Here is a 26,350-nt window from a genome sequence, read left to right as displayed (position 1 = left end):
CGGCGGGGAAGGACGCGGGCCGCTGGTAGATCTTGGTGAGAAATGGCCCCCGGAGGGGCGCTTTCCGACCAAAATCTGCCGGGGCGGCAGCCGACGGCGGCAGCCGACGGCGGCAACGGCGGGGACGGCGGGGACGAGGCCCGGAGGGAGAAGGGGCTGGTGGGCGTCAGAGCCAGTCGAACCATTCCCTGGGCAGCAGGGCGTAGCCGAGGAAGGCGACGATGTCGAGCAGCGTGTGCGCGACGACCAGCGGCATGACCCGGCGGGTGCGCAGGTAGAAGAGGCTGAACACGACGCCCATCACCACGTTGCCGAGGAAGGCGCCGAAGCCCTGGTAGAGGTGGTACGAGCCGCGCAGCAGGGCGCTCGTCGCCACGATCGCGCCGACCCGCCACTGGAGCTGGCGCAGCCGGGTCGTCAGGTAGCCGACGACGATCACCTCCTCCAGCACCGAGTTCTGCACGGCGGCGAGGATCAGCACCGGCACCGTCCACCAGAGGTCGGGCAGCGCGGCCGGCACCAGGGTGGCGTTGACGCCGAGCTGGGCCGCCGCCCAGAACAGCGCCAGGCCGGGCAGGCCGATCAGCGCGGCCAGGCCGGCGCCGCGGGCCAGGTCCTGACCGGGCCGCCGGGCGTCCAGGCCGAGCGTCCGCGCCGGATCGCCGGGGTCCCGCGCCAGCAGGTGTACGGCGAGCAGCACCGGCAGCAGCGCGAAGACGATCCCGAGCAGCTGGTACGTCAGGTCCAGCCACGGCCGGGGTGACACCGACGTGTTGAGCGCGGCGGTCTGCTTCGACAGCGGCCCGTCGGCGGTCAGCTTCGCCACGATCGACACCGTCGCGTAGACGGCGGACTGGCCGAGCGAGAGGCCGAGCACGAGCAGCGTCTCGGTGCCGAGCATCCGGCGGGTCGCCGGGCATTGCAGCTCAACGGTCACCGCACCACTCTGCCCGACGCCGAGGGCCGACGTCACCGGCCGGCGGCACCGCCCGAACGAGCCTCACGAGCCGGTCGCACATTCTGTGCGACCGGTCGGCACGCTCCGTGGACATTCTATGGATGCCCGATCCGCCGTCAGGAGAAGGAGCGCGCCCCGTGGACGACTTCGCAAGGCTGCTGAAGGAGAGCTGGACCCTGGTCGAGGAGCACCGGGAGCGGCTGAGCGGTCACTTCTACGCCCGGCTCTTCCTGCTCGACCCCGAGCTGCGCAAGCTCTTCCCGGTGGAGATGACCGGGCAGGGCGACCGGATCCTGGAGGCGATCGTCACCGCCGCCCAGACGGTCGGCGACCCGGAGAGCTTCGACGAGTACCTGCGCTCGCTGGGCCGGGACCACCGCAAGTACCACGTCGAGGCGGCGCACTACGAGACCATGGGCGTCGCGCTGCTGGACGCGCTGCGCAGCATCGCCGGCGACGGCTGGAACCTGGAGTACGACCAGGCGTGGCGGGACGCGTACGCGGCGATCACGGAGAAGATGCTGGCCGGGGCGGCGGCCGACGACAACCCGCCGTTCTGGCACGCGGAGGTGCTGACCCACGAGCGGTACGGCAGGGACACGGCGGTGCTGACCTGTCGGGCGTTGCAGCATCCGCTGCCGTGGCGGGCCGGCCAGTACGTCAGCGTGGAGGTGCCCCGCCACCTTCCCCGGGTGTGGCGCACCTACTCGGTGGCGAACGCCCCGAACGACGACAACCTGCTGGAGTTCCACGTTCGTACGCCGGAGGGCGCCGGCTGGGTGTCCGGGGCGCTGGTCCGCCGGGTCAAGCCCGGCGACCTGCTCCGGGTGGCGGCGCCGATGGGGTCGATGACGCTGGACCGCTCCTCGGAGCGGGACATCCTCTGCGTGGCGGGCGGCGTCGGCCTGGCTCCGATCAAGGCGCTGGTGGAGGAGTTGGCCGGCTACAACCGGACCCGCTGGGTGCACGTCTTCTACGGCGCCCGTACGGCGGCGGACCTGTACGGCCTGGCCGGGCTCCAGGAGTTGGTGGCCGCGCACCCGTGGCTGTCGGTCACTCCGGCGTGCAGCGAGGATCCCGACTTCGACGGCGAGCTGGGTGACATCCCCGACGTGGTCAGCCGGTACGGCCCGTGGACGGCGCACGACTGTTACGTCTCCGGTTCCGCCCGCATGGTCCGGGCCACCCTCCGGGTGCTCGCCGAGGACGGCGTCCCGCCGGAGAACACCCGCTACGACACCTTCGGCAACCTCTAGAAGCGTTCCTCCCCCCATACCGGGGCGCGTGCTCCTGCCCCCTGGGGCACGCGCCCCGGTCCCCCAATCGGGCGGACCGGCACCGCCCCGCACGATCACGTCCGCCCGGCCGTCCTTCCCACCCGGGCGGACGTGGTCGTGCCGCCGGGGCGGATGTGCGCAGGTCAGTAGCGCCAGGGCCGGCCGGTCTCGCGGTACTCCTCGACCGGCACCAGCGGCACCCCCGGCGCCATCCGGTCGACGTAGAGCCGCCCCTCCAGGTGGTCGATCTCGTGGGCGACGAGCCGGGCCATGCCGAATTCGAACGAGGTGATGATCCGGCTGCCGTCGTACTGGGCGTGCTCCACGTCGAGCCGGAGCGGCCTGGGCACGAGGCCACGGTGGTCGAAGAAGGAGAGGCACCCCTCGTACTGCTCGTCGCTGTCGGGAGAGGCGTCGACGACGCGGGGGTTGAGCAGCACGACGGGGTCGGCCGACCGGTCGGGGGGCCGGACCACCGCCACCGCCCGGCCGAGGCCGAGCTGCGGGGCGGCGATGCCCACCCCCTTGCGGAACGGGTGCAGCTCGTCGAGGCGGACCAGGGTCGCCGCGAGGCGGTCGGCGACGTCCCGGGCCTCCCGTTCCTCGCGGGGCAGGTCGAACGGCCGGGCCGGTTGGCGGAGCAGGTCGGCGCCGCGCTGCACGATGCCGATGCCGCGCATCCGGTCGCTGGACCGGATCCGCCCGGCTTCCTCGGGCTCGACGTCGGGCCGGCCGCGGAACCGCCACTGCAACCGGTACCGCGCGTTGAGCGGCGGGTCCTCGGTCGCCCAGTCGAAGATCACCCGGTCGGCGTCCTCGCGCCTGGTCACGGGCGTGCGCAGCGGGCCCTCCTCCGCCGAGAGCGAGGTCTCCGCGCCCCACACCTGCGGGTCGACCGCGGCCGGGAGGTCCAGGCGTACGGCCATCTGCCGGGTGGGCAGCCGGACCGCCCGCTGGAACCAGGGGCCCCACTTGTCGTGCCCGACGCAGTACGCGTACTCGATGGTGGTCCGGTCCCCCGGGTAGAGGGGGAAGCGCCGGTCGGCGTTCTCGAAGAGCAGCCACAGCTCCTTGAAGGCGTCGCGGTCGTGCTTGGCCCGCCAGTGCATCGCCTCCCGCTCGTCCCCGTCCTCCCGGTACGCCCGCAGCCGCAGCTCGGCGAAGGTCAGCGGGTGTTCGCGGTGGTGCAGGTTGGAGCGCCCCGGGTCGTTGGGGTAGCGGTCGACGGCGATCCGCACCAGGTAGCGGGTGACCGGCTCGGTGCCGGCGTTGTACAGCTCGCGCCGGATGACGCAGCGGTAGGCGTCGCCGAGGTGGGTGAGGGTGGCGAGTTCCCGCTCGACGATCAGTCCGGTGCCGGGCGGCATCCACTGCCCAGGGACGGGTGGGTCCCGGTGTGCCCGCTCGGCCCGGGCGTGCCGCAGCTCGTCGTACTCCTTGAAGCGCTGCCAGATCGCGCCGCCGGCCTCCAGTACGGCCTCGGCGCGGCGCGCGAAGTCCTCGGTGGGGCGGTGCCGGCGCCCCTCGACGTGGCTGACGTACGACGGGTCGAAGCCCATCAGGGTGGCGAGCTGCTTCTTGGACAGCCCCCGCCCCGTGCGGTGCCGGGCGATCTCGGCGGCGAAGGAGTCGGCAGCCCGATCGAGCGGTGAGGTCATCAGCTTCCTCGTGGCCGGGAGTATCAGTTTCACGTTCTGTGGCGACGCGCACACGGAACTGGCACCTTGCCGACACGAGCCTTGACAGATAGCGATGGCTGTCGATACTGGGGCGACGTTTTCCGCCCCGATGACCGGGTAGTACGGCCGCACGGGCGGAGTGACCGGCCCCTCCGGATCCGACGCAGGCGAGCCTTCCCTTATCTCGCGGGATGTGGTTAGGCTAGCCTTAGCTCAGCGACGGGCGGATTGCCCGCCGACGGCGACGACGGGGTGGGTGAGTCCAGTGACAGCGGTGATGCCGAAGCGCGACACCGCCGCCGCGCCGCTGGCCCCGGTCACCACCGCCATGCGCGCGATGTTCGGCACCGACGACGTGCCCGGTCTCGCGCCCGGCCTGCTGGTGCACGACGAGTTCGGCTGGCGCCCGGCGACCACCCTGGTCGACGGCACCCTCCTGCCGGAGTTCCTGCGCTCGGCCAGCTCGCGCTGGGGCGGCACCCCGCACGCCTGCGCCGCGCTGGCCTGGAAGTCGTACAGCTACTGGACGGCGCTGCCCGTGGCGCTCGGCTGGGCCTCGGCCCGACGGGTGCCGCTGCTCGACCCGGCCGACGTGCTGATCCACTTCGAGGACCACCGACCGCTGCTCACCATGGGCCTGCGCCGCTCGACCACGGTCGCGGTGCTGCCGAGCGACCCGCTGGCGCTCGCCGGGCTGCCCGAGGTGCGGGTCGTCGCGGACGAGGCGGAACTGCTCCAGGCGCTCCGGGCCTCGCTGCTCGACGCCCACCTGGCCCCGATGGTCGCCGCGATCCAGGCCGAGGTCCGGATCGGCGCGCGCACCCTGCTCGGGTCGGTGGCCTCGGGCATCGCCCACGGCGTCCTCCGGGCCGCCGACGGCCTGCCCGGCTCGTCGGTCGAGACGATCGAGACGCTGCTCGGCGCGCTCGACCTCGCCGACCTGGTGGAGCTGGTCCCGGGCCCCAACGGCGAGCCGACCGTGCAGCGGCGCACCTGCTGCCTGGCCTTCACCCTCCCCAAGCCCAAGATCTGCCAGGGCTGCTGCGTCCGCCAGTCCTGACGGCCGCCTCCGGGCCGCCCGGCGTCAGTCGGTGAGCGGGCGGACGTCCCAGAGCCAGACCCCACCGGTGTACGTGGGGCGGACGCCGGTCAGCTCGGTCATGCCCCGGCGCAGCGCGTCGGCCTGCCGGTGCGGCCCGAGGACGACCGCGCCCGCCCGCCAGTACCGCAGGTCCCCGACCGCGTCGACCCGCGCCTGCGGGGTGATCGGTGGCACCGCGCCGGTCCGCCGGATCTCGGCGAAGAACTCGCTGGTGGGGCGGGGCGGCGCGGAGAACAGGGCGATCCGGTCCCGACCGGGGCGGGTGTCCGGGCCGAGGAAGTAGCCGCGGGCGATGGGCATGTCCAGCCCGGTCCGCGCCGACCAGCGCAGCGGATCGGCGTAGTGGGTGTCGGGCAGCGGGAGGGTCACGATGCTCCGCCCGCCGTCCGCGTACGGCCGCCAGGCGCCCGAGGTGACGAAGGCGGGCACGGGGTCGAGCCGGGTGGTGGGCAGCGGGGTCGGCAGGATCGGCAGCAGGGCCATGACCAGCACCGTGGCGGTGGCGAAGCGGATCTGCGGGCGTGCCCGCGGGTGCCGGGCGGCCAGGGCGCGCGTGTGGTCCGCCCCGTAGGCGAGCAGCACCCCGACGATCGGGGTGATCGCCAGCGCCCACCGGGTCGGCACCACCGAGTGCAGGACGGGCAGGTTCTCCAGCGCCGCCCACGGGCCGGGTATCCCGGTCCCCCTGCCGTTGAGCTGCACCTCCCGCCCGAGGGAGAGCAGGCCGAAGAAGAGCGCGAGGACGGCGAGGCCGCGTACCACGACGTGCCGGCGCAGCCACCAGACCAGGGCGACGACGAGCACCACCAGCGGCCAGCCGAAGAAGGCGTTCTCCTCGGTGGGGTTCTTCGCCAGCCCCTGCGCGCTGCGGGCGTCACCGGCCAGGGACTCCCGCGAGTACGCCACAAACGACCCGAGGTCCGTCGAGTAGCCCCGGATCAGCCAGGACAGCCCGTTGTACGCCCCCGGGCCGAAGAACTGGACGTGGAGCGGGTACGCGAGCACCACCAGCGCCACGACGGCGGCCACCGCCAGGCCCGCGAGGAACGGCCGGGCCCGCCGGCGCAGCTCGGGCCGGCCGAGGGCGAGCGCCCCGACCACCACGCCCAGCCCGATGGCGGTCATCAGCAGCACCTCGAGGTTGAGGAAGGCCTGCCACACGATGACAACCGCGAGCAGCAGCCCGTTGCGCAGCCAGCGCCCCGGCTCGGCGAGTCGCAGGGTGCGCCAGACGATCAGGGGCACCACGTACTGCGAGACGATGTTGGGGTGCGCGTTGGCGTGCGAGATCATCGCCGGGGCGTACGCGCAGAACGCGGCGCCGAGCCAGGCCGGCCCGCGGGCGCCGACGACCACCCGGGACAGCAGGAAGTACCAGGCCGTCGCCGTGGCGATCATGCCCAGGGTGAGAAAGAGCAGAAACGACGCGCGGGTGCCGAGCAGGAGTGTGACGGGCGTCATTGGCAGAGATACGGATAATACGGACGTATTTGCCATCAGATTGACGGTCTCCGGCACGTTCATCCGGCCCGAGGTGAATGGATCAACAAAATCGGTCATCACGCGCGCGCCGTGCGCCATCATCCACTCGAACTGCGACTGGTCGGTGCGGTTGTCCCGGATGCCGTGCGACGGGCGCAGCCAGAGCCGCGCGGTCACCCAGAAGCCCAGCGCGACGAAACTCGCCACCGCGGCGGCGTCCGTCCACCACCCCTTCCAGGGCCGTACGCCCCGGTCGGGCCCGTCCACCGACGCCCCGGGCCCTGACTCGCCAGCAGGGAGGCCCGATTCAGGAGTAGTCATGACGATTCGTAGAGTAGTCAGGCTATGACGCCAAGGTGACATGTTTCGGGGTACTGGCGTACCATGTGCCGGGTTCGCCGACCGCCGATCACGTGCCCACCCCCGACCGCATTTCGGCCACCACGGGTGCCCCGATTTTTCTGTTGCCAGTGCGGATGATTCACTCTGTCGGTCCAGGCGCGGGTCGAGTTCATATCGTGAGGAATCGACGCATGGCAGAAATCACTGGGGATCAGCGCGTGCAGTCCGAGGTCCTGGAGGGTCTCGCGACGGCGGTCAACCACCGTCGCTGGTTCGTCGAGCTGGCCCTGCCGTACCTCGGTGACAACCCGATCGAGATCGGCAGCGGGCTCGGCGACTACGCGCTGGAGTGGGCGGAGCACCTGCCGCGCTTCACCGCCACCGAGGCCGACCCGGACCGGCTCGTCCTGCTGAAGGAGCGGCTGGCCGACCAGCCCCACATCGAGGTCCGGCAGATGCTGCTGCCGCACCCCGACCGGGGCGACTACAGCGCCGCCGTGTCGTACAACGTGCTGGAGCACATCGAGGACCACGTGGGCGCGCTGCGCAGCATGCGCGACCTGGTCCGGCCGGGCGGCAACGTCATCATCATCGTGCCCGCCTTCCAGTTCGCGATGAGTCCGGCGGACATCGCCACCGGCCACGTGCGGCGCTACACGAAGAAGACCCTGGCCGCCGCGATGACCGACGCCGGCCTGACGGTGGAGAAGATCCACTACGCGAACGCGCTCGGCCTGATCGGCTACTTCATGGCGACCAAGGTCTTCCGGCTGATGCCGAAGGAGGGCCCGATGGTCAAGGTCTACGACACCCTCGTGCTCCCCGCCACCAAGGCGGCGGAACAGCGCGTCCTCCCCCCGTTCGGCCAGTCGGTCTTCGCGGTGGCCCGGGTCCCCTCCTGAGGCCGGGCCCGCTCCGGGTTACTCCTTGACCTGGTAGGTGGGGCGGATCACGGCGCGGGCCAGGGTGTGGAAGGCCAGGTTGAAGCCGACCACGGCGGGGGTCGCGGCAGGGGTGACGTGGAGGCGCTCCACGTCCAAGGCGTGCACCGCGAACACGTAGCGGTGCGGCCGGTCGCCTGCCGGTGGGGCGGCGCCGCCGTAGCCCCGGTCGCCGTAGTCGTTGCGGACCGTGAAGGCGCCGCCGAGGTCGTCGCCGGCCGCGCCGCGCGGCAGCCGCGTCACGTCGGCCGGCAGGTTGACCAGGACCCAGTGCCAGAAGCCGCTGCCCGTCGGCGCGTCCGGGTCGAGGCAGGTCACCACGAAGCCCTTGGTCTCGGCCGGGAAGCCGGACCAGGCGAGCTGCGGCGAGATGTTGTCGCCCCCGACGCTGCCGTGGGCGTACGCGGCGTCCATCGGCTCGCCGTTCTGCACGTCGTCACTGGTCAGCGTGAACGACGCAACGGTCGGCAGCAGCTCGTACGGGTCCGGGGCGATCGGTCGTTCCAGGGTCATCGGGGGGTCCTTCCGGTGAGCGGTTGTTCCTCCGCACCTTCTTACCCCGTCGGCACCCGCGATCGAACCGGCAGCGCCGGGCGCGCAGGGTCAGCTCCCGTACAGGCCGTGCCGTTCCCAGCGGCGCAACATCTCGTAGCTCCGCTCGACCTCGGCCGGATCCTCCGCGGCGAGATAGAGGTAGCCGGGCGAGCTGAACAGGTCGACGGTCTGCGGCAGTTCGGCCCCGGGGGAGCAGCGCGCGGCGATCGCCACGGCCGCCGGCAGCTCCGACAGCCGGGCGTACCAGTCCCCCGCCTGCGCGGCGACGGGGACCGGGTTGATCAGCGACACGTTCCGAACGGCGGCGGCCCAGCCCGGCGTACGGTCGTCGAACTGGTCGAGCAACGCCGGATCGACGAGGTGCTGGGCCTGCAGGAAGGTCTGCGACACACCGCAGAACTTCGCCACCACGTCGGGCAGGGTCGCTCCCCCGAGTCGGGCCCCGGCCTCGATCAGCACCGGCCCCCGGTCGGTGAGCATGAGCTCGGTGTGTGCCGCCGAGGACCGGACACCGAGCGCGTCGAGCACCCCGAAGACGAACTCACGGAGCTGCCGGGCCAGGGCCGAGCCCCGGTCGACCGGCTCCTCGTAGTCGTAGATGGGACCGCCGCCCGGGCCCGGCCGTTTCGTGTACCGCCAGATCTCGGCGACCCGGTGCCTGCCCGCGTACGAGACCGTGTTGACGTAGAACTCGGTCCCGACGAGCCGCTCCTGGACCAGCACCCGTCGATTCGGTACGCCGTACAGGTTGACCGAGGCCAGGACCGTCGCGCAGGCGAGGCGCACCTCGTCGAGACTCTCGCAGAACCGCACGTTGTCGGTGCCCGCGCCGTCCACGGGCTTGACGACGGCCGGGCCGGACAGGCTGGTCGCGTACCAGGCGACCGCCTGGTCCACGGACTCGAAGCACCGGCCGGCGGGCACGGCGAGACCGGCGGCGGCCACGGTCGCCGCCATCGCCGACTTGTCGCGCCGCGCGGTGACCGTGGCGATGTCGTTGCCGGGCGTACCGAGCAGGTGGTTGAGCGTGTCGGCGAGGACCACCCCCGGCTCGGTGCCCGCGACGACCCGGTCGACGCCGAGCGCCCGTAGCCGGTCCACGAGGTGGTCCTCGTCGGCGACGAAGCCGAGGTCGACCGCGTAGTCGCCGGGGCGGAACGTCTTCAGGTAGTAGTCGTACAGGGACTCGCCGCTGCGTACGTGGACGCAGGTCACCCCTCGCTCGGCCAGCGCCCGACTCAGCGCGCTGCCTGTGGAGTATCCGTCGACGATGGCTATGGTCGGCACGCTCTCCTCATCTCCGTACGGCCCGCCGGAGGGTGGCGGGCATCAGAAGACCTTGCCGGGGTTGAGCAGGCCGGCCGGGTCCAGGGCGGCCTTGATCGCCTGGTGCACCCGCAGGCTCACCGGGCCGATCTCGCGGGCCAGCCAGTCGCGCTTGAGCAGGCCCACGCCGTGCTCGCCGGTGCAGGTGCCGCCCAGTTCGAGGCCGAGGCGCATGATCTCGTCGAACGCGCGCCGGCCGCGTTCGAGGCTCGCCGGGTCGGCCCGGTCCACCACGATGTTCGGGTGCATGTTGCCGTCGCCGGCGTGGCCGACCACGCCGATGGTCACGTCGCACTCCGCCGCGATCCGGGCCACCCCGTCGAGCAGCGCTGCCAACGCCGCCCGGGGCACCGCCACGTCGTCGATCACCATCCCACCGTTGCCGGCGGGGAACGACTCCCTGGCGAACTTCTCCATCGCCGCGTGCCCCAGCCGGCGGGCCTGCAACAGGGCCGCCGCCTCCACGGCGTCGGTGGCCGTGTGGATCTCGTCGGCGCCGGCCGCCTCGCACAGCTCGGCGAGCCGCGCCAGGTCCCCGGCGGCCTGGGGTCCGGTGTCCGCCGACGCCAGCAGCAGCGCCTCGACGTCGGTACGCAGGCCCATCGGCCGGTACGCCTCGATCGCCCGCAGGTACGTGCGGTCGATCAGTTCCAGCAGGCTGGGGGTGAGTCCGTGTTCAGCGATCCGGGCGACCGCCCGACCGGCGGCGGCGGTGGTCGGGAAGACCGCCACCATGGTCAGCGACTCCGCCGGCGCGGGCCGCAGCGCCACCGTCACCTCCGTGATCACCCCGAGGGTGCCCTCGGAACCCACGAAGAGCCGGGTGAGGTCGTACCCCGCCACCCCCTTGGCGGTACGCCGACCAGTGCGCAACACCTCCCCGGAAGCCAACACGACCTCCAGACCCAACACGTACTCGGTGGTCACGCCGTACTTGACGCAGCACATGCCACCCGCGTTGGTGGAGACGTTCCCACCGATCGTCGACATCTCCCACGATCCCGGATCCGGCGGATACCACAACCCCTGTTTCGCCACCTCCGCCGACAACGCCGCATTGACCACCCCGGGCTGCACCACGGCGATCCGGCTGACCGGGTCGATCTCCAGCACCGCGTCCATCGCGACCATGCTGATCACCACCGCGCCGTCAACCGCGTTCGCCGCGCCCGCCAGCCCAGTACGCGCCCCCTGCGGCACCACCGGCACGCCGTACCGCCCGGCGATCGTCACCGCCTCGACCACATCGGCCGTGCGACGTGGACGGACGACGACCAGCGGGGTGCCGGCCTCGCACAGATCGGCCTCGTCCTTGCGGTGCATCCGGAGCAGGTCGGGGTCGGTCAGCACGGCGTCGCCGAGCGCCGCACGCAGGTCGTTGACGAGGGGGGAACCAGACATGGCAGAGAGGGTACAGATCGGCGTCACCCGCTCCGGAGCGCGAACGTGGGCGCCCCCGATCCGGTATCGGCGCTGGTGAGAGCGGTGTGAGCGGGCCCGGTCGCTCGAACCCCTGTCCTATCGGAAGATCCTTCCGGGGTTGATCGAAGTTTGTTACCGTCTACCGCCAACGAGGGCACCCCTCCTCCAGCCAACGTCCCCCGGCCTGCCACCTCACCGCTCTTCCACCCCAAGATCCGCAGCAGGACGCGCTGTCCGGCCGGGCACGGTGTCGAAACCGGGACCTGGTTCAGCTCGTGTTGCGGCAAAGGATCGTTGCCCATGACAGAGGGATTGACAGAGTGAAGCGAACCGAGCTGCACATCGTGATCGGCGGAGGTATCGCGGGCTGCCTGACCGCGATCATGCGTAGCCGCGCGGGATACCGGGTCCTTCTGCTGGAGCGGGCCGAGGCCCGCTCGCCTGAGGCCCACCCGATCTGCACGGGGGCCAGCAACATCGTCAGCGAGAACCACAGCGGTGCCGAGTATCCGTTCGATCCGCAGAGCGCCCGGGACTGCTTCGACGGGCGCCTGGTCAACGAACGCTTCTTCCCCGACCTCGTCTTCGGTGGCAAGGACCACAGCCGGGTCATCGCCTCCCAGGCCATGCAGGACAGCGGCACCGACATCATCGGCCAGTGCCGGGAGAACATGCGGGTCATCCAGGACCGTTACGCGCAGCTCTGCGCCGAGGACCCGGCCAACTCGTTGTTCGGCGCGCCGGAGCAGGTCTGCCGCGAGATCCCCGCGCCGGACGGGGTCGCCGACGTCGGCGCCGCCTTCGTCACTCCGCAACGGGGCATCAACCCGGTCGTGGTCACCGCGCTGCTCGACCAGGAGCTGCGCCGCAGCGGCGTCGAGGTACGCGGTGGCGCCGACGTGACCGGGGTGAGCCGCCGCTCCGACGGCACCTACGAGGTGGAGTACGTCGAGGACGGCGCGCGGCAGACGATCGTCGGCGACCAGGTCGCCCTCTGTGCCGCCACCGAGACCCCGGCGATCGCGCGCCGTCTCAACCCGTCGCTCGCGCTGCCCCCCATCTACATGGCGCTGCGCCAGATCCTCTTCGTCGAGCTGCCCGAGCGCACCACGAAGAACTACACGTGCCTGAAGCTCGAGGACGAGTACGGCGGCATGTTCAGTCCCTTCAGCCAGGACACCGCGCTCGTCTACTACCCGCCGGCGGCGCACATCGCGGTGCACCGCGTCGACCCGACGACCTACGCGCTGCCCGACGACTTCCGGCACTTCCTGCGCAACGGTCACCCCGAGGCGGCCGAGCGCGCTCAGCTGGCGCTCCGTCAGCTCAGCCAGTGGTATCCGGAGGTGCGCGGCGCGGAGGTGGTGTCCGCCCACCTCAAGGTGGCGATCAACACCACCGACTCGTCGCGGCTGCGGCGCAACGCCGGGGTGCTCGACGTCGCACCCGGTTGCACCGCGACCGTCCTGCTCAAGTGGACGATGTGCGTCGTCAACGCCCAGCGCGACCTGGAGGCGGCCCTCCGGCACTCGATCGCCACCGGCAACGCGGATCGCGACGAGTACGCCGAGCTGGTCGCCCGCGGCACCGTGCCGATCGCGCCACCGACCGATGTGCCCGCCTGGCAGCGCCGGCTCGGGATCTTCGCGCGCAACATGGGGGTGCCGGAGCGACTGGCGGCGCCGTTCGTGGACGCCGACGAGCCGGACAGCGGTCTGGCCCGCGCCGTACCGTCGCTCGCGTCGAGTTGACGCTGGTCACGCTTAACTGGCGGGAACTACTACCCGCTCCTGAGGCAACGCACGAGGGGTCGCCACCCGCTTAGGGGGCAGCACAGGGGTTCGGCCGTCTTCCCGTTGCGCGATACACCAGATTCGATGATCATAGGCCCGCGTCGACTCGATGACCTTCGTCGACATCGGCCTGTCCTGGCGGGCTTCGGGGAGCACTCCGCCTGGTCCCTACAAGCGAGGAGGGCACGATGACCACCGCACTCGACCTGACCGACCTCCGTGTGCAGGCCGACGCCACCATCGATCGACTGATCGACGAGGCAGGCCTCACCCGACGCAACAACCGGTTCTTCGCGGGCGCGAAGGAGGCCACCTCGGTGAGCCCCGCCGGTGCGCTGCGCATCGCGGAGAAGTGGCAGCGGACCACTCAGGCGTTCATGTTCACCACCATCTCCAGCCTCGGTGCCCACGGGCGACGCCTGGCTCGCGACTACACAGTGAGTCGAGAGGTACTCGGAGCGTATCAGATGGCGTACCGAGTCATCGGGGACGATCTGGACAATCGGGCGGCGGCCTTCGCGGAGGTCGCGCCGGAGGGTGTGGACGGTGTCCACTACCTGTGGTGGGCGGACACGATCTGCGCGCCGCTGCGCTCGGCCCTGGGCAGCGCGGACGCGCCCGCCGAATCCGCCGCGCTGACCCGCATCCTCGACGTCATGGACTCCATGGCGGCCGAGGAGCTGGGTGGCGCGGTCCAGCTCCGTGTCGTGGAGACCATCGCCCTCGACATCGCGGTCGCGTTCCGGCGCCTGTACGGCAAGGTCACCGTGGATGGTCGCCAGGTCCTCCCCGAGCAGCGCGACTACGCCTGGATCGACTCGCACATCCGGGCGGAGACGGGCCACGCCGCGTCCGTCAGCGACGACGAGGCCGGTATGAGTCACCTGGTCTCCACCCCGGCCGAGGCGGAGCACTTCGTCGCGCTCGCGGAGTCGTACGTCCCGGCGTGGGCGGACCTGCTGGACGACTTCGCCCGGGACCTGTCGTAGCGCGACCAACCGAGAACGGCACTGACGGCCGCCACCGACGACGCCCCGGGCCCGTGGTGGCGACCGCCGGAGTCATCCGGTTCCGAGGAAAGGAGCTGCCATGCGATCGTCCCTGCCAACAGTGGAAACAGACGCCGTCGTCAACGAAGTGAACGAGCTGCGTGCCCGCTACCAGCGCGAGACCGAGCCCGGATCGCCGGAGGCGCTGCGCCGGCTGGCCGGTTGGATCGCCGACTCGGCGTCGCTCGGTGCCCAGCCCGTGGCCAGGGCACTCGTCGAGGACCTGTCCGGCGCACACGACACGCCGCAGCTCACGGCCACGAAGCGGCACATCAACTCGCGGGCCGACAACAGGCTCCTGTCCGTGTTCTCGGCCGCGTACTTCCCGACCCTCGGTCTGGACTACCTGGAGTACGAGCCCATCCCGTCCGACCCCGTGCTGGTGGACCGCTACCCGAGCCCGACGATGCCGGTCAACCTGCTCCGGCACAGCGCCGGCTTCGACAGTCGGGTCGTCGTGGCGCTCTTCCCGGAGAACCACATCGACGGGCGCCAGGAACCGGACGACCTGATCTTCTACTTCATCGACAAGTTCGTCGCCCGGCACCGCCTCACCCGCCGGCTCATCGACGCCGCCATGGTCCCGGGCTCGTTCCCGCTGCTGTCCGGCGTCGACGACTCCGGCGTCGAGCGGGCCGCCGGTTCCTGGGTACGGCTGCACGAGTTCCACCACCGCACGGGCAGCATGCCGATCCCGCAGTTCCTGTCCGCGAAGAGCTACAAGCCGCTGGCCGGCCTGGAGGAGATGCGGGTCGACGTCAAGTCGATGCTGGTCTGCCTCGACGACGCCGACATCGATCGTGAGCTCGCCGCGCTGACCTTCGAGTTCGTCCTGGCCGAACGGCTGCTGCGGTACTCGGTCGAGGGGATCCCGAAGCCGAACTACGACGCGATCGCGTCGCAACTGCTCTTCAACTACCTGCGCGGGCAGGGCGCCCTGACTATCGACGAGGGGCGGATCCGGCTCCTGCCGAGCCTGCCCGAGGCGCTGAGCACGCTCGTCACCGAGATCACCGAGCTGGAGGACGTCGTCCTGACCGAGGGGGTCGAGGCCGCCCGCGCGGGACTGATCGACTTCACCCGCCGGTACACCCGGTACGACGAGGAGAAGCGGGAGTTCCTCCACGTGCCCTTCTTCGCCGAGCTCAAGGAGCGACTCGGCGTGTGAGTCACGCCGGCCGCCCTCCCGACGACGTGCGGCTCCGCCCCTCACCCCGCTGGAAGGTACCGACCATGACCACCGTTATGAACTCGACCGAAACCGGCATCCTCGGCACGTGCGACATCGACGCCGACAGCCTCGCCACGGACCTCGACACCATGGCGTCGTTTCCCTACACGGACAAGTACAGCGACTTCGTCTGCGGCGCCTGGAAGAGTTGCGCGGTGTGGAACGGCACGGGCCTCGGCCTCGACGCGGGACTCGACCCGTTCGAGGGCCCGGCCGTCGTCACCGACCTGGGCCAGCGCCTGCCGTACGTGCGGCACCTGGTGGGTGAGCTGTTCGACATGTCCCGCCTCAAGTACGGCCGGCTCGCCCGGCTGACCCCCGGCAGCGCGCTCGTGCCGCACCGGGACTACCTCGAACTCGACAGCAACCTGATCCGGATCCACCTTCCGCTGGAGACCCACGAGTCCTGCGTCAGCTCGCACAACTCGACGCTCTACCACATGAACGTCGGTGAGATCTGGTTCCTCGACGCCACCCAGGCCCACAGCGCGGTCTCCGGGTGGACGAAGGACCGCACCCACCTCGTCCTCGACTTCGAGGCCGACTCGCTCGCCGCCTGCTTCACCGGCGAGGTCCAGTCGCCCAGCATCCCGAGCACCCACCAGGTCGCGCGGCAGCCGATCGACCAGGAGGAACTCGCCGCGTTCGAGCGCGCCGGGGTGCTCATGGACACCACCAACTACCGGGACTTCCTGAAGATCGCCATCAAGACGATGTTCACCCGGGACATCACCCCGGACAACGTGTTCGACCTGCTGGAGGGGGCGGCCCAGCACTCGCCCGTGGCCGCGCGGCTCGACATGATCCCCCCGATGCGGACGTACTTCCTGCTGGCCCGAGAGTCCTGAGGCGGATCATGCGACACGCCAGCCAAGTCTGTGTCGTCGTGGACGGGTACTCGACGGCCAACGCGCTCGCGCCGGCCCTCGCCGGTTACGGCTTCGGCGCGGTGCACGTGCAGAGCGACCCGGACCTGCCGCAGTTCCTCCTGCGTACCGGCGTCGACCACGCCTATCTCGACAACTACCTCCACGACGGCGACGTCAGCACGATCGTCGACCGGCTCGACCGGGCGGGCCTGCGCGCGCGCAGCGTGGTGGCCGGCGCCGAGACCGGGGTCGAGCTGGGTGACCAGCTGGCCAGGGCGCTCGGCGTGCCCGGCAACGACCCGGCGACGACCCGGTGCCGCCGCGACAAGCACCACATGGCACGCGCCGCGGCGGCCGGGGGCGTCGCCGTCATCCCGCACCTGAGCACCGCCTCCCGCGACGAGGCGGCGGAGTGGCTGCGCGCGGGGGGCTGGCTCGGCGACGCCGTCGTCAAGCCCCGAGCCAGTTCCGGCAGCTTCGGCTTCCTGCGGTGCCGCTCCGAGGCGGACCTCGACACCGCGTTCAAGAGCTGGCTGGGCGCACCTGACGTGTTCGGCGACCCGATCGGGGAACTGCTCGTCCAGCCGTTCATGACCGGCGACGAGTACGCCGTCAACACCGTGTCGGCGGGGGGCGGGTACGTCGTCTCGGACATCTGGCACACCAGGAAGCGGCACGAGGGCGGTACGGCGCTCTACGACCTGGAACGGCTCGTCGATCCGCGCGATGCCGTCTTCGACCAGCTGCACGGCTTCGTCGGGACCGTGCTCGACGCCCTGGACATCCGCGAGGGGACGGCGCACACGGAGGTCATGATGATCGCCGGTGAGCCGGTGCTCGTCGAGACCGGCGCCCGGTTCATGGGCTCGATCGACATCTCGCAACTGACCGAGGCGACGGGCACCAACGCGGTGCAGTTGGTGGCCGAGACGATCGTGGCCCCGGACCGCTTCGCCGCCCGGGTCCGCGAGGGCTGGCGTCCCGTGCTCCGCCGGCACGCCGCCATGGTGCAGTTGCTGTCCCGCCACTCGGGGACCCTCGCCGGCTACGATCTGCGCCTGCTGCGCGGGCTGCCGTCCTTCCACACCGTCGACACCTACCTGGAGACCGGCGACCCGTTGCAGGTCACCGTCAACTCGTACACGACCCCGGGCCTGGTCTTCCTGGTCCACGAGAGCCCGGAGACGATCTCGGATGACTACCGCCAGCTACGCGAACTGGAGGCAGCGGGTGCCCTGTTCCTGTCGGCCTGACCAGCGCACGCCACGGCTGACCGTCGGCGGCACCGCACGCGCCCGCCGGCGGGCCGCCGCCACGCGGGAGGCAGCCGCATGAGCGCGCCGCACCGGTCGGCGTCGCAGGACCCGGCGACGGACTACCTGCGGGCGATACGCGACGGTGAGCTGCCGCCGGATCTGCCGGCGCGCACCGCCGGACGGGTGCTGGGGCCCGACATCGAGGCACAGAGCTTCCACCGGGTGATGTTCGTCGACGAGCGGGAGCTCACGTCGTTCTACGCCGACTTCACGGTGCTGCTCGACGTCGTGGGGCGGCTGCCGCACCTGCTCGCGGGTGGCAGCACGGCCGCGTTCGGCGCGCTGACCGACGTGCCGGAGGTGCTGCGCCCGCTGTTGGCCGGAACCGACCTGCCCGCCCTGGTGCCGTACGGCCGCGCCGACCTGATCCACGACGGGACCGGCTTCAAGGTCCTGGAGCTGGGCCTGAGCCCCGCCGTCGGCGGTGCCGAACGCACCGCCTGGCTCCCCGCCGTCATGGCGGAGCCGGCCTTCCGGCCCTTCGCCGAGCGGCACGGACTGCGACACCTCGACCCCATCACCGCCCTGCTCGACCTGCTGCGCACGGTGGAGACCACGCGTACGGGGCACGACGCCGAGGCGCCCGGGCAGGCGGAGGTGCTGATGGTCGAGGCGACCGGCGCCCTCGCGGAGTGGGCCGGCGACTGGCGTCCCCTGGGCGAGTGCCTGGAGGCGTACTCCGATCGTCCGCTGCGGACCCGCCTGGCGGAGGTCGCGGACCTGCACGAGCCGGACGGCAGCGTCGCCGGCCACGTCGCCGGGGTGACCCACCTGCTGCGGTTGTTCAACCTGACGGAACTCGCGGAGGAGCCGGACCCCGTGGCGGCCTGGCAGCGGCTGCATCCGGAGCCGGGCTCCGCCCTGCCGCCGATGGCCACCTCGCCGGTGCACGACATGTACAACAGCAAGGCGTGCCTCGCCCTGGTGTGGCTCCCCGAGGTGCAGGACGCGCTGACCGACGGCGAACGCGCCGCGTTGCGGCGCGTCCTTCCCGAGACGACCCACGTCGACACGGCCACCGACCTGACCGGCTTCGTCGGCGACCGGGCGGACACCATCCTGAAACCCACCACCCTGGCCCGTGGCGAGGGCACGGTGGCCGGCTGGACGGTCGACGACGAGACGTGGCGGGCGGCGCTCGCCGCGGCGGCCGAGAGCGGTCGCCACATCCTGCAACGGAGGGTCGTCCAGCGGGCGGAGCCGGGCTTCGACACCGACGGCGTCACGGAACGGGACTGGTACGCGGTGTGGGGGATGCACTACGGGCCCGGTGGGCACACCGGCTTCACCTGCCGCCTGACCACGGTGCCGGGGACCGTGGTCCGAGGCATCTCGAACGTCCTGCTGGCACCGGTGCTGCTGCACCCGGGGGCCTGAACATCGCCGCCGGTCACGGGTAGGAGATCACCCTGAAGAAGAACTTCCGCCTGCTGTGGAGCGCCGAGACCGTCAGCCAGTTCGGCTTCGAGGTGGCGACGGTCGTCATTCCGCTGTTCGCCGTGAAGACCCTGAACGCCACACCGGCACAGGTCGGTTTCCTGGTGACCTGCGAGTTCCTGGGCTTCCTGCTCCTCGGACTACCGGCCGGCGCGTGGATCGACCGCCGGCGCGGGGAACGGGTCCTGGTGTTTTCCAGCCTGGGCCGTACGGCCGTCTTCGGGGTCGTCGCGGCACTGGCGCTGGCCGGCAACCTCACCATGCCCGCGCTGTACGCGTTGATGTTCGCGGGGAGCCTGTGCACGGTCTTCCTGGGGATCTCCTACCAGAGCGTCCTGCCGCGGATCGTCGACCGGCAGCTGCTGCCCGGCGCCAACTCGCGGGTGGAGTTCACCCTCTCGCTGGCGGAGATCACCGGCCCCGCCATCGCCGGCTTCCTGTTGGCGCTGGCCACGTCGTCGTACGTCCTCGGCGCGGCGGCCGTCTGCTTCGGCATCGCCACCGTGCTGCTCAGCCGGATCCGGGTGACCGGGGCGGCGGCGGCCCCGCCGGCACGCAACACCACGCTGGTCCGGGACGTGCGCGACGGCATCAGGTACGTGCTGCGGGTGCCGATGTTCCGGGTGATGGCGATCCGCAGCTCGACGTACAACTTCTGCAACATCGCGACCACCACCATGTTCCTGCTGCTGCTGGCGTCGGTGCTGCGGCTGCCGTCGGCGTACATCGGGATCATCTTCTCCGGCGCCGGTGCCGGCGCGACCCTCGGCGCGCTCTCGGCGGTCCGGCTGTCCCGGCGCTTCGGCGTCGGGCCGACGGTCCTCGGCGCGTGCGTGCTGGCGGGGATCGCCTCGATTCCGCTGCCGTTCGCGCGCAGCGGTGGCTGGCTGATCGTCGCCGGCATCGGCTACGGCATCGCCTCGGGATGCATCGTCGTCTCCAACATCCTGCAACTGTCGGTCCGGCAGGCCCTGTGCGCGCCGGGCATGCAGGCGCGGTTGAGCGCGACGATGCGGTTCCTGGTCTGGGGCGTGATCCCGCTGGGCGCGTCGGTCGCCGGGCTGGTCGCGAACGTGATCGGCGTCCGCCAGACCCTCGCGCTCGCGGTCGCGGGCGAACTCGTCTCCATCGTCCCGCTGTACTTCTCGCCGCTGCGTCGGGTGGTGGAGATGCCCACCGAGCCCGAGTCCGAGCCCGAGCCGGCCCCGGAGCCGCCGCCCGGAGGGGCGGCGGCCGACGGGGCGCGGCCGGAGGCACGGCAGCTCAGCGACTGAGCCGGGCGACCTCGTCGTCGTCCAGCGTGATGACGCCGGCGAGGTACTGGCGCGTCGACCCGCCCAGGATGACCCGGTCGCCGCGCAGCTCGCAGTTGGCGTGGATGGTCAGCGTCTTGCCGAGCCGGGGAGAGAACTGCCGGGAGGTCAGGCTGGTCCTGCCCAGCGCCTCCGCCCAGTAGGGGATCAGCATGCAGTGGGCCGACCCGGTGAACTGGTCCTCCGGGATCGACTGCTTGGGGCCGAAGAAGCGGGCGACGAAGTCGGAGGAGATGCCGGGGGCCGTCACGACCACCGCGCGCCGGTCGAGGGTCCCGAGCATCCGCTGGTCGGGTTCGATCGCGCGCAGGTCCTCCTCGTTGTCGTAGACCGCCATGTAGTCCATGCCCCCGTAGACCGCGGTGGGCGTGATCGACAGCCCGGCGAGCAGGGCCTCCGGCGGGTCGACCCGCTCGCGCGGCAACGCGGGGAAGGACATCACGAACTGTCCCTCCGGGGTACGGCTGACGACGAGGGGACCCGTGTTGGAGTGGAAGGTGACCTCGTCCCACTCGGGCCGCAGGTGGTTCAGCACCACGTGGGCCGCGGCGAGCGTGGCGTGCCCGCACAGGTCGACCTCCATCGACGGCGTGAACCAGCGCAGCGCGAAGCTGTCGCCCCGGTCGATGATGAACGCGGTCTCCGCGAGGTTGTTCTCCAGGCCGATCGCCTGCATCACCTCGTCGCTGAGCCACTCGTCCAGAGGGCAGACCGCGGCCGGATTGCCGAAGAACACCCGATCGGTGAACGCGTCGACCTGGTACAGGGGAATTTCCATCGTGCCTCCAACTGGTGTCAGTGTCGTTCGCGGGCCGCCGGCCCGATCGCCCGCACGCGCTCGATGAGCTGTCGCCGTTCGTCGGCGTCCATGGGGATGGCCCAGCCGCTGGCCGCCGACTGGTGGATGTTGACCACGGCCGAGCCCCGGTCGGCGCGGATGTTCATGCCGGAGCACTCGCCGCCGAGCACGTAGAGCCCGAGCACCACGTGGTGGGGCACCGGCTCGGCATCGGCCTCGGGGGCGAACCGGCACTCGGCGAGCTGCACGCGGCGCTGGGCGAGCCAGCCGTCGGGGCCGCGTTCGGCCAGCCGGGCGGCGATCGTGTCCGCGTCGTGGTCGGCGCCGAGCAGGACGTCGTGCCCGCCGGACGAGTGCCCGAACTTGAACACGTACTCGGCGCGGTCCGCCAGCAGGCGGTCACGGTTCTCCGGGGTCACCGAGACGGTGTGGGGCACGTACCGGGCGACCATGTCGCGCACGCCTTCGGGCAGCAGGCTGGCGAAGCGCTCCTCCCAGAGCATCGCCAACCAGCGCTTGTGCGTGCGGATCTCGGCCTCGAAGAGGTTGATCACGGAGGCGCCGCTGCCGACCAGCCGGGTGATGAAGTCGTAGTCGTCGTCCATGTCCTCGTGCATGAAGCCGCGATAGACCAGGGTGCGCTTTCCGGCTGCCGGATCGAGCCACCGCTCCGGATAGTCGGCGTGGAAGACCAGCTCGACCGGCACGTCGGGCAGGCGCCGGCGCAGCGTCTCGGTCAGCAACTCGAAGCCGAAGTAGCCGACCCCGATGCGGCTCGACCAGTCACACACCACCACCCGGTCGAAACTGCCCTGGTGGAAAGCCCTGATGACGACGTCCGCGATCTGTTCCTCAGGCCGCGGCGTGCCGGCGAGCCACGGAATGTCGACCGCCTCACCCATCACCTGATAGCAGTCGTGGAACTCGAATCCGGAAATCGACGAGTCGATGTTGAATTCACAGAACTGATATCCGGACGGAGTCGGCAGGACGTCGACACGGGCGAAGACCTGCTCGACGGAATCCAGTTGTTCCCAATTGACGAAGGGCGCGATCTCGGCGGGCAGGCCGAATTCCGTCAACAGTTTCTCGGGAGGCCCCGACCGGAGGAACTCGCGGATCACCGCCGTCTGCGCCTCGATCATGGCGCAGGCCGCCTCCGCCATCCGGTCGAACTCGTCCCGGTCGATGACCAGCGGATAGGGGATGAACCGCATCCGGGTGGCACCGAGATCGTCCATGAAGCGCCGTACCGACGGCGCTGCCGCGACGAGCGCGGACCGCGCCGGCTCGGCCTGAAGCGCGGCCACCAGCGGCGCGTTCAATTCCGCGAAATTGCAGTCCGAATTGTCGTGTCGCACCGTGAACCGCACCCCTTCGCCCGACTCGCTATTGAATCGGATGCGAGTGTACGGCACGAGCGGCTTGGCGGGCAGGGGCGAACTCGCGGTATTGATTGCAGACACGGTAAGTGTCGAACATTTCAGGGGTCGACCGGTCCGGGGTCGCCGAGTACAGTGACCGGCCGTCGGCTGGTCCCGCTTCACACGCGACGGCGACGACATCGGCCGTTGCAATCTCGATTTCGTCGCGTGACCCGTGCCGGACACGTGGCGGAGCCATTACGGGGAATCATCACCCCAGACCCGCACCCGGAATCGGCCCGGTACGCATCCGTCACCCTCGTAGAGACAGGACCACCGCCATGACCGCACTCCTGGACGCCGTCGCCGCGGGCGTCACCATCCACGACCTCAGCCAGCCGTTCGAGGAGGGGATGCCCTGCGCGCCGAACCATCCCGGGTTCCGCCTGGCCCTGCTCCGCCGGCACGGCGACGTGGTGCGTGCCGACGGCGGTTCGTCGGCCGGCGAGCTGATCGTCACCGGCGCGCACGTCGGGACGCACGTCGACGCGCTGTCGCACATCTCGCAGGACGGGTTGCTGCACGGTGGCCACGACGCCGCCGAGGCGCAGTCGGGTGGCCGGTTCGGCGTACACGGCGCCGAGACCATTCCGCCGCTCGTCCGGCGGGGGGTGCTGCTGGACGTCGCCGCGGCCCACGAAGTCGACGTCCTTCCCGGCGGGTACGGCGTGACCGCCGACGACCTCGAACGGTGCCTGCGGCGTACCGGTGTGCGGCTGACCGAGGGCGACGTGGCGCTGGTGCGTACCGGCTGGGCCCGGCACTGGTCGGACCCGGCGGCCTACCTGGGTCTCGACACGGGGGTGCCCGGCGTCGACCCCTCCGGCGCGGGCTGGCTCGCGGAGCACGGGGTCGCCCTGACGGGCGCGGACACCACCGCCTACGAGCAGATCCCTGCCGGCGCCGGGTTCCGGGTGCTACCGGTCCACCGCCTGCTGCTGGTGGAGGCGGGCATCTACATCGTCGAGCACCTGCGGCTGGACTCGCTGGCGGAGGCCGGCGTGAGCGAGTTCCTGTTCGTCCTCGCCCCGCTGCCGATCGTCGGAGGCACGGGCTCGCCCGTACGCCCGCTGGCCGTCGTGTGACACGCGCCCGACCGCCTCGCGCCCCCGCCCGTCGTCGCTCGGGCACGTAGTCTCGCCCGGTGCTCGAGATGCCTCTCACCGCTCGTCAGTGGCGTCGCCGCGCGACGATCGCCGCCGCCGTCGCCTTCGCGATCGCCTGCATCGGCGCGCCGGTCAGGCAGGCGGTGACGAGGGCGATCGAGGCGGGGCGGGGCGAGAAGACGCCCGCTGCGGCGGCCGAGGCGTACCTCCTGGCGGTCTTCCAGCCGGACGAGAACCCCGACATCAACCGGTGCCTGTGCGGCGACAATCAGGACGAGTTGTTTCGGCAGGCTCGCGACCTGCGTAAACAGGTCGAGTCGCAGGTCACGTTCGACGTGCGGGTCGAGACGACCAACTGGCAGACCGACCCGGACGGCACGGTCTCGACGATGGTGGACCTCCGGTTCACGGAGGTCGACTCCACGGGGAGCGTCACCTTCACCGGCGCCACCCACCGGTGGCGCTTCCACACCACGGAGGAGAAGGGCCTCGGCGGCGGCTGGAAGGTCTGTCGCGTCGACGCGCCGCCGCTGTGCGGCACCTACCTCCGCTGCTGACGACACCTGGTTGCCCAGGCTCTCTGCTGCTCAGGAAGCGGAGGGTGTGGGATTCGAACCCACGAAGACATCGCTGCCTTACCGGTTTTCAAGACCAGCGCCATCGGCCACTAGGCGAACCCTCCCGGGCCGCGCGCCCAAGGGGTGCGCGACGTGCCTAGTCTGCCACGGACCCGCTGCGGGCGAGCGGGCACCGCACCCGCGCTGGCATGATCGACGGCGTGTGGGAGAACCCGTCGGTGGTGCTGATCAGCGGAATCATGGCCGCCGGAAAGTCCACTGTGGCCGAGGCGCTGGCCCGGCGGCTGCCCCGCGCGGTGCACCTGCGCGGCGACGTCTTCCGGCGGATGGTGGTCAGCGGCCGTGAGGAGATGACCGCCGAGCCGTCGCCGGAGGCGTGGCGGCAGTTGCGACTGCGCTACGACCTCGCCGCGTCGGCGGCGGACCGGTACGCCGCCGCCGGCTTCACCGTGCTGCTCCAGGACGTGGTCCTCGGCGCGGAGCTGCCGGCGATGGTCGACCGGATCCGGCACCGGCCGCTGGCGGTCGTGGTGCTCGCGCCGAGCCCCGAGGCCGTCGCCGCCCGCGAGGAGGCGCGGGAGAAGAAGGGGTACGGGGACTGGCCGGTCGCCGACCTGGACGCGGACTTCCGGGCGCAGACGCCCCGGATCGGGCTCTGGCTGGACACCTCGGCGCTGACCCCGGCGCGGACGGTGGACGAGATCCTGGCCCGGGCGTGGACCGACGGGCGGATGGGGTAGACACGGAACATGCGCGCGATGACTGTCCCGGAGCCCGGCGGACCCGACGCACTGGTCTGGAGCGAGGTGCCCGATCCCGAGCCCGGCCCGGGCGAGGTGGTCGTCGACGTGCGGGCCAGCGCGGTCAACCGGGCCGACCTGCTGCAACGGCAGGGGCACTACCCGCCGCCGCCGGGCGCGCCCGCGTACCCCGGGCTGGAGTGCTCCGGGGTGATCAGCGCGATCGGTCCCGACGTGGCCGGCTGGGAGGTGGGCCGGGAGGTCTGCGCGCTGCTGGCCGGCGGCGGCTACGCGGAGCGGGTCGCGGTGCCGGCCGGGCAGCTCCTGCCCGTGCCGGCCGGCGTCGACGTGGTCGACGCGGCGGCGCTGCCCGAGGTCGCCTGCACGGTCTGGTCGAACGTGGTGCAGGTGGCCCGGCTCGGCAGGGGCGAGACGCTGCTGCTGCACGGCGGCGGCAGCGGGATCGGCACCTTCGCGATCCAGCTCGCGGTGGCGTTGGGCGCGACCGTGGCGGTCACCGCCCGCGCCGCGAAGCACGAGCGGCTGCGTGAGCTGGGGGCGGCGCACACGATCGACTACCGGGAGCAGGACTTCGTCGAGGAGGTCCGGCGGGTCACCGACGGCCGGGGCGCCGACGTCATCCTCGACATCATGGGCGCCGCCTACCTGCCCCGGAACGTGGCGGCGCTGGCCACGGGCGGCCGGCTGGTGGTGATCGGCATGCAGGGCGGCCGCAAGGGCGAGCTGGATCTCTCGGCGCTGCTGGCCAAGCGGGGCACGATCGCGGCCACCGCGCTGCGGTCCCGGCCGCTGGAGGAGAAGGCGGAGATCGTGCGCGGCGTCCGCGAGCAGGTGTGGCCGCTAATCGAGTCGGGGGCGGTCCGGCCGGTCGTGGACCGGCGGGTGCCGATGGCCGAGGCGGCCCAGGCGCACCGGCTGGTCGAGTCCAACGACCACGTCGGCAAGGTGCTGCTCACGACCGGCTGACGCGCGGTCCGCCCCGGCGGGGACGGGCTTGGCCCGGCGGGTCAGGGTGTCGGCGTCGGATCCGCGACCTCGCGGGGAAGCACGAGGCGGGCGCCAGGGCCCTCGCCGGCGAGCGAGTCGCCAGGGTTGTTGAGCATGCAGCGTTGCAGGGACAGGCAGCCGCAGCCGATGCAGCCGTCGAGGTCGTCGCGGAGCTTCGTCATCAGCCGGATCTTCTCGTTCAGCCGCTCCCGCCAGGTCGCGGAGAGCCGCGCCCAGTCCTCCGCGCTGGGCGTGCGGGACGCGGGCAGGGAGTCCAGCGCCTCCCGGATCTCCTCCAGCGAGATGCCGACCTGCTGGGAGATCCGGACGAACGCCACCCGGCGCAGTTCGGTGCGGGCGTAGCGGCGCTGGTTGCCGCCCGTCCGCTCCGCCCGGATCAGCCCGAGCCGCTCGTAGTAGCGCAGCGCCGAGGGCGCGACGCCGCTGCGGGTGGAGAGCTGGCCGATGGTCAGAGACTCGTGCATCACGTCGCCTTGAGTTGAAGTGGGCTTCAACTTGCAGGCTAGCGGCATGACCACGACCACCGCCAGCGCGGGTCCGGCCCCGACCGCCGCGCCACCCCGTGACCCCACCTGTCTCTTA

23 protein-coding genes and 1 tRNA gene are annotated in these 26,350 nt (G+C 71.5%); 14 read left to right on the top strand and 10 right to left on the bottom strand.

Annotation, left to right across the window (positions count from 1 at the left end; translation table 11 throughout):
- Positions 1-166: 166 nt before the first annotated feature.
- On the bottom strand, positions 167-901 hold the full coding sequence (locus tag F6X68_RS08815; RefSeq protein WP_370518921.1) for a CPBP family intramembrane glutamic endopeptidase: 735 nt from the start codon (positions 899-901) through the stop codon (positions 167-169).
- A 194-nt stretch (positions 902-1,095) separates the two neighbouring features.
- Here F6X68_RS08815 and F6X68_RS08810 point away from each other — a divergent pair, with 194 nt between their 5' ends.
- Positions 1,096-2,214, top strand: coding sequence for a globin domain-containing protein (locus F6X68_RS08810; protein WP_151453788.1), 1,119 nt, complete (start codon positions 1,096-1,098; stop codon positions 2,212-2,214).
- A 164-nt stretch (positions 2,215-2,378) separates the two neighbouring features.
- On the opposite strand, the gene F6X68_RS08805 is transcribed toward F6X68_RS08810, so the two are convergent.
- On the bottom strand, positions 2,379-3,896 hold the full coding sequence (locus F6X68_RS08805; RefSeq protein ID WP_151453798.1) for a peptide deformylase: 1,518 nt from the start codon (positions 3,894-3,896) through the stop codon (positions 2,379-2,381).
- Between the two features lie 295 nt (positions 3,897-4,191).
- Between F6X68_RS08805 and F6X68_RS08800 the strand changes: the two genes are divergently transcribed.
- A complete protein-coding gene (locus F6X68_RS08800) occupies positions 4,192-4,974 on the top strand; it encodes an IucA/IucC family C-terminal-domain containing protein (protein WP_151453797.1) in 783 nt (260 codons plus the stop codon).
- Between the two features lie 24 nt (positions 4,975-4,998).
- On the opposite strand, the gene F6X68_RS08795 is transcribed toward F6X68_RS08800, so the two are convergent.
- Positions 4,999-6,819 (bottom strand): hypothetical protein, encoded by a 1,821-nt coding sequence (locus F6X68_RS08795; RefSeq protein ID WP_151453787.1) that lies wholly within the window; start codon positions 6,817-6,819, stop codon positions 4,999-5,001.
- A 212-nt stretch (positions 6,820-7,031) separates the two neighbouring features.
- Here F6X68_RS08795 and F6X68_RS08790 point away from each other — a divergent pair, with 212 nt between their 5' ends.
- Entirely contained in the window at positions 7,032-7,742 is a 711-nt protein-coding gene (locus F6X68_RS08790) for a class I SAM-dependent methyltransferase (RefSeq protein WP_121397542.1), read from the top strand.
- A gap of 18 nt (positions 7,743-7,760) precedes the next feature.
- On the opposite strand, the gene F6X68_RS08785 is transcribed toward F6X68_RS08790, so the two are convergent.
- The 3 genes from F6X68_RS08785 to F6X68_RS08775 all read right to left on the bottom strand — a co-directional run bounded on the left by F6X68_RS08785 (position 7,761) and on the right by F6X68_RS08775 (position 11,063).
- Positions 7,761-8,294, bottom strand: a complete 534-nt coding sequence (locus F6X68_RS08785) for a YbhB/YbcL family Raf kinase inhibitor-like protein (RefSeq protein ID WP_151453786.1) — start codon at positions 8,292-8,294, stop codon at positions 7,761-7,763.
- 90 nt (positions 8,295-8,384) lie between these two features.
- The gene (locus F6X68_RS08780; RefSeq protein WP_225852085.1) at positions 8,385-9,623 is read right to left on the bottom strand and encodes an ATP-grasp domain-containing protein; all 1,239 of its coding nucleotides are present in this window, start codon (positions 9,621-9,623) and stop codon (positions 8,385-8,387) included.
- A gap of 42 nt (positions 9,624-9,665) precedes the next feature.
- Positions 9,666-11,063 (bottom strand): FAD-binding oxidoreductase, encoded by a 1,398-nt coding sequence (locus tag F6X68_RS08775; RefSeq protein WP_151453785.1) that lies wholly within the window; start codon positions 11,061-11,063, stop codon positions 9,666-9,668.
- A 341-nt stretch (positions 11,064-11,404) separates the two neighbouring features.
- On the opposite strand from F6X68_RS08775, the gene F6X68_RS08770 reads away from it, so the two are divergent.
- From F6X68_RS08770 to F6X68_RS08740, 7 genes are all read left to right on the top strand, one after another.
- The gene (locus tag F6X68_RS08770; RefSeq protein ID WP_151453784.1) at positions 11,405-12,835 is read left to right on the top strand and encodes an FAD-dependent oxidoreductase; all 1,431 of its coding nucleotides are present in this window, start codon (positions 11,405-11,407) and stop codon (positions 12,833-12,835) included.
- Positions 12,836-13,065: 230 nt separating this feature from the next.
- Complete coding sequence (locus tag F6X68_RS08765; RefSeq protein WP_151453783.1) at positions 13,066-13,866, top strand: DUF6202 family protein; 801 nt, start codon at positions 13,066-13,068, stop codon at positions 13,864-13,866.
- Between the two features lie 100 nt (positions 13,867-13,966).
- The gene (locus F6X68_RS08760; RefSeq protein WP_151453782.1) at positions 13,967-15,094 is read left to right on the top strand and encodes a DUF6421 family protein; all 1,128 of its coding nucleotides are present in this window, start codon (positions 13,967-13,969) and stop codon (positions 15,092-15,094) included.
- Positions 15,095-15,159: 65 nt separating this feature from the next.
- Positions 15,160-16,005: an aspartyl/asparaginyl beta-hydroxylase domain-containing protein gene (locus F6X68_RS08755; protein WP_151453781.1), complete on the top strand. Its 846-nt coding sequence runs from the start codon at positions 15,160-15,162 to the stop codon at positions 16,003-16,005.
- An 8-nt stretch (positions 16,006-16,013) separates the two neighbouring features.
- Complete coding sequence (locus F6X68_RS08750) at positions 16,014-17,279, top strand: hypothetical protein (protein WP_151453780.1); 1,266 nt, start codon at positions 16,014-16,016, stop codon at positions 17,277-17,279.
- A gap of 78 nt (positions 17,280-17,357) precedes the next feature.
- Positions 17,358-18,719: a hypothetical protein gene (locus tag F6X68_RS08745; protein WP_151453779.1), complete on the top strand. Its 1,362-nt coding sequence runs from the start codon at positions 17,358-17,360 to the stop codon at positions 18,717-18,719.
- A 26-nt stretch (positions 18,720-18,745) separates the two neighbouring features.
- Positions 18,746-20,053 (top strand): MFS transporter, encoded by a 1,308-nt coding sequence (locus F6X68_RS08740; protein WP_151453778.1) that lies wholly within the window; start codon positions 18,746-18,748, stop codon positions 20,051-20,053.
- Here F6X68_RS08740 and F6X68_RS08735 read toward each other — a convergent pair.
- Together F6X68_RS08735 and F6X68_RS08730 are read right to left on the bottom strand one after the other, a co-directional pair.
- The gene (locus F6X68_RS08735) at positions 20,043-20,870 is read right to left on the bottom strand and encodes a PhzF family phenazine biosynthesis protein (RefSeq protein WP_151453777.1); all 828 of its coding nucleotides are present in this window, start codon (positions 20,868-20,870) and stop codon (positions 20,043-20,045) included. The two genes, F6X68_RS08740 and F6X68_RS08735, sit on opposite strands and share 11 nt — an antisense overlap.
- Before the next feature lie 17 nt (positions 20,871-20,887).
- Positions 20,888-22,357 (bottom strand): circularly permuted type 2 ATP-grasp protein, encoded by a 1,470-nt coding sequence (locus tag F6X68_RS08730; RefSeq protein WP_151453776.1) that lies wholly within the window; start codon positions 22,355-22,357, stop codon positions 20,888-20,890.
- A gap of 239 nt (positions 22,358-22,596) precedes the next feature.
- Between F6X68_RS08730 and F6X68_RS08725 the strand changes: the two genes are divergently transcribed.
- A complete protein-coding gene (locus F6X68_RS08725; RefSeq protein ID WP_151453775.1) occupies positions 22,597-23,400 on the top strand; it encodes a cyclase family protein in 804 nt (267 codons plus the stop codon).
- 59 nt (positions 23,401-23,459) lie between these two features.
- Positions 23,460-23,978 (top strand): hypothetical protein, encoded by a 519-nt coding sequence (locus tag F6X68_RS08720; protein ID WP_151453774.1) that lies wholly within the window; start codon positions 23,460-23,462, stop codon positions 23,976-23,978.
- A 38-nt stretch (positions 23,979-24,016) separates the two neighbouring features.
- On the opposite strand, the gene F6X68_RS08715 is transcribed toward F6X68_RS08720, so the two are convergent.
- A tRNA-Ser gene (locus F6X68_RS08715) sits at positions 24,017-24,103 on the bottom strand.
- Positions 24,104-24,187: 84 nt separating this feature from the next.
- Between F6X68_RS08715 and F6X68_RS08710 the strand changes: the two genes are divergently transcribed.
- Positions 24,188-24,739: an AAA family ATPase gene (locus F6X68_RS08710; RefSeq protein WP_151453773.1), complete on the top strand. Its 552-nt coding sequence runs from the start codon at positions 24,188-24,190 to the stop codon at positions 24,737-24,739.
- Between the two features lie 9 nt (positions 24,740-24,748).
- The gene (locus F6X68_RS08705; RefSeq protein WP_151453772.1) at positions 24,749-25,726 is read left to right on the top strand and encodes an NAD(P)H-quinone oxidoreductase; all 978 of its coding nucleotides are present in this window, start codon (positions 24,749-24,751) and stop codon (positions 25,724-25,726) included.
- Positions 25,727-25,767: 41 nt separating this feature from the next.
- On the opposite strand, the gene soxR is transcribed toward F6X68_RS08705, so the two are convergent.
- Entirely contained in the window at positions 25,768-26,232 is a 465-nt protein-coding gene (gene soxR / locus F6X68_RS08700) for a redox-sensitive transcriptional activator SoxR (RefSeq protein WP_151453771.1), read from the bottom strand.
- Positions 26,233-26,350 lie beyond the last annotated feature (118 nt).

Source organism: Micromonospora sp. AMSO12t (assembly GCF_008806585.1).
GTDB lineage: Bacteria > Actinomycetota > Actinomycetes > Mycobacteriales > Micromonosporaceae > Micromonospora > Micromonospora reichwaldensis.
This window is presented reverse-complemented; position numbering and strand designations above follow the sequence as displayed.

Coding starts and splice junctions, on each gene's coding strand:
- F6X68_RS08815 (WP_370518921.1), bottom strand. CDS start 901: ATGCTCGGCACCGAGACGCTGCTCGTGCTCGGCCTCTCGCTCGGCCAG.
- F6X68_RS08800 (WP_151453797.1), top strand. CDS start 4,192: ATGCCGAAGCGCGACACCGCCGCCGCGCCGCTGGCCCCGGTCACCACC.
- F6X68_RS08795 (WP_151453787.1), bottom strand. CDS start 6,819: ATGACTACTCCTGAATCGGGCCTCCCTGCTGGCGAGTCAGGGCCCGGG.
- F6X68_RS08790 (WP_121397542.1), top strand. CDS start 7,032: ATGGCAGAAATCACTGGGGATCAGCGCGTGCAGTCCGAGGTCCTGGAG.
- F6X68_RS08785 (WP_151453786.1), bottom strand. CDS start 8,294: ATGACCCTGGAACGACCGATCGCCCCGGACCCGTACGAGCTGCTGCCG.
- F6X68_RS08775 (WP_151453785.1), bottom strand. CDS start 11,063: ATGTCTGGTTCCCCCCTCGTCAACGACCTGCGTGCGGCGCTCGGCGAC.
- F6X68_RS08765 (WP_151453783.1), top strand. CDS start 13,066: ATGACCACCGCACTCGACCTGACCGACCTCCGTGTGCAGGCCGACGCC.
- F6X68_RS08760 (WP_151453782.1), top strand. CDS start 13,967: ATGCGATCGTCCCTGCCAACAGTGGAAACAGACGCCGTCGTCAACGAA.
- F6X68_RS08755 (WP_151453781.1), top strand. CDS start 15,160: ATGACCACCGTTATGAACTCGACCGAAACCGGCATCCTCGGCACGTGC.
- F6X68_RS08750 (WP_151453780.1), top strand. CDS start 16,014: ATGCGACACGCCAGCCAAGTCTGTGTCGTCGTGGACGGGTACTCGACG.
- F6X68_RS08745 (WP_151453779.1), top strand. CDS start 17,358: ATGAGCGCGCCGCACCGGTCGGCGTCGCAGGACCCGGCGACGGACTAC.
- F6X68_RS08735 (WP_151453777.1), bottom strand. CDS start 20,870: ATGGAAATTCCCCTGTACCAGGTCGACGCGTTCACCGATCGGGTGTTC.
- F6X68_RS08725 (WP_151453775.1), top strand. CDS start 22,597: ATGACCGCACTCCTGGACGCCGTCGCCGCGGGCGTCACCATCCACGAC.
- F6X68_RS08710 (WP_151453773.1), top strand. CDS start 24,188: ATGATCGACGGCGTGTGGGAGAACCCGTCGGTGGTGCTGATCAGCGGA.
- F6X68_RS08705 (WP_151453772.1), top strand. CDS start 24,749: ATGCGCGCGATGACTGTCCCGGAGCCCGGCGGACCCGACGCACTGGTC.
- soxR (WP_151453771.1), bottom strand. CDS start 26,232: ATGCACGAGTCTCTGACCATCGGCCAGCTCTCCACCCGCAGCGGCGTC.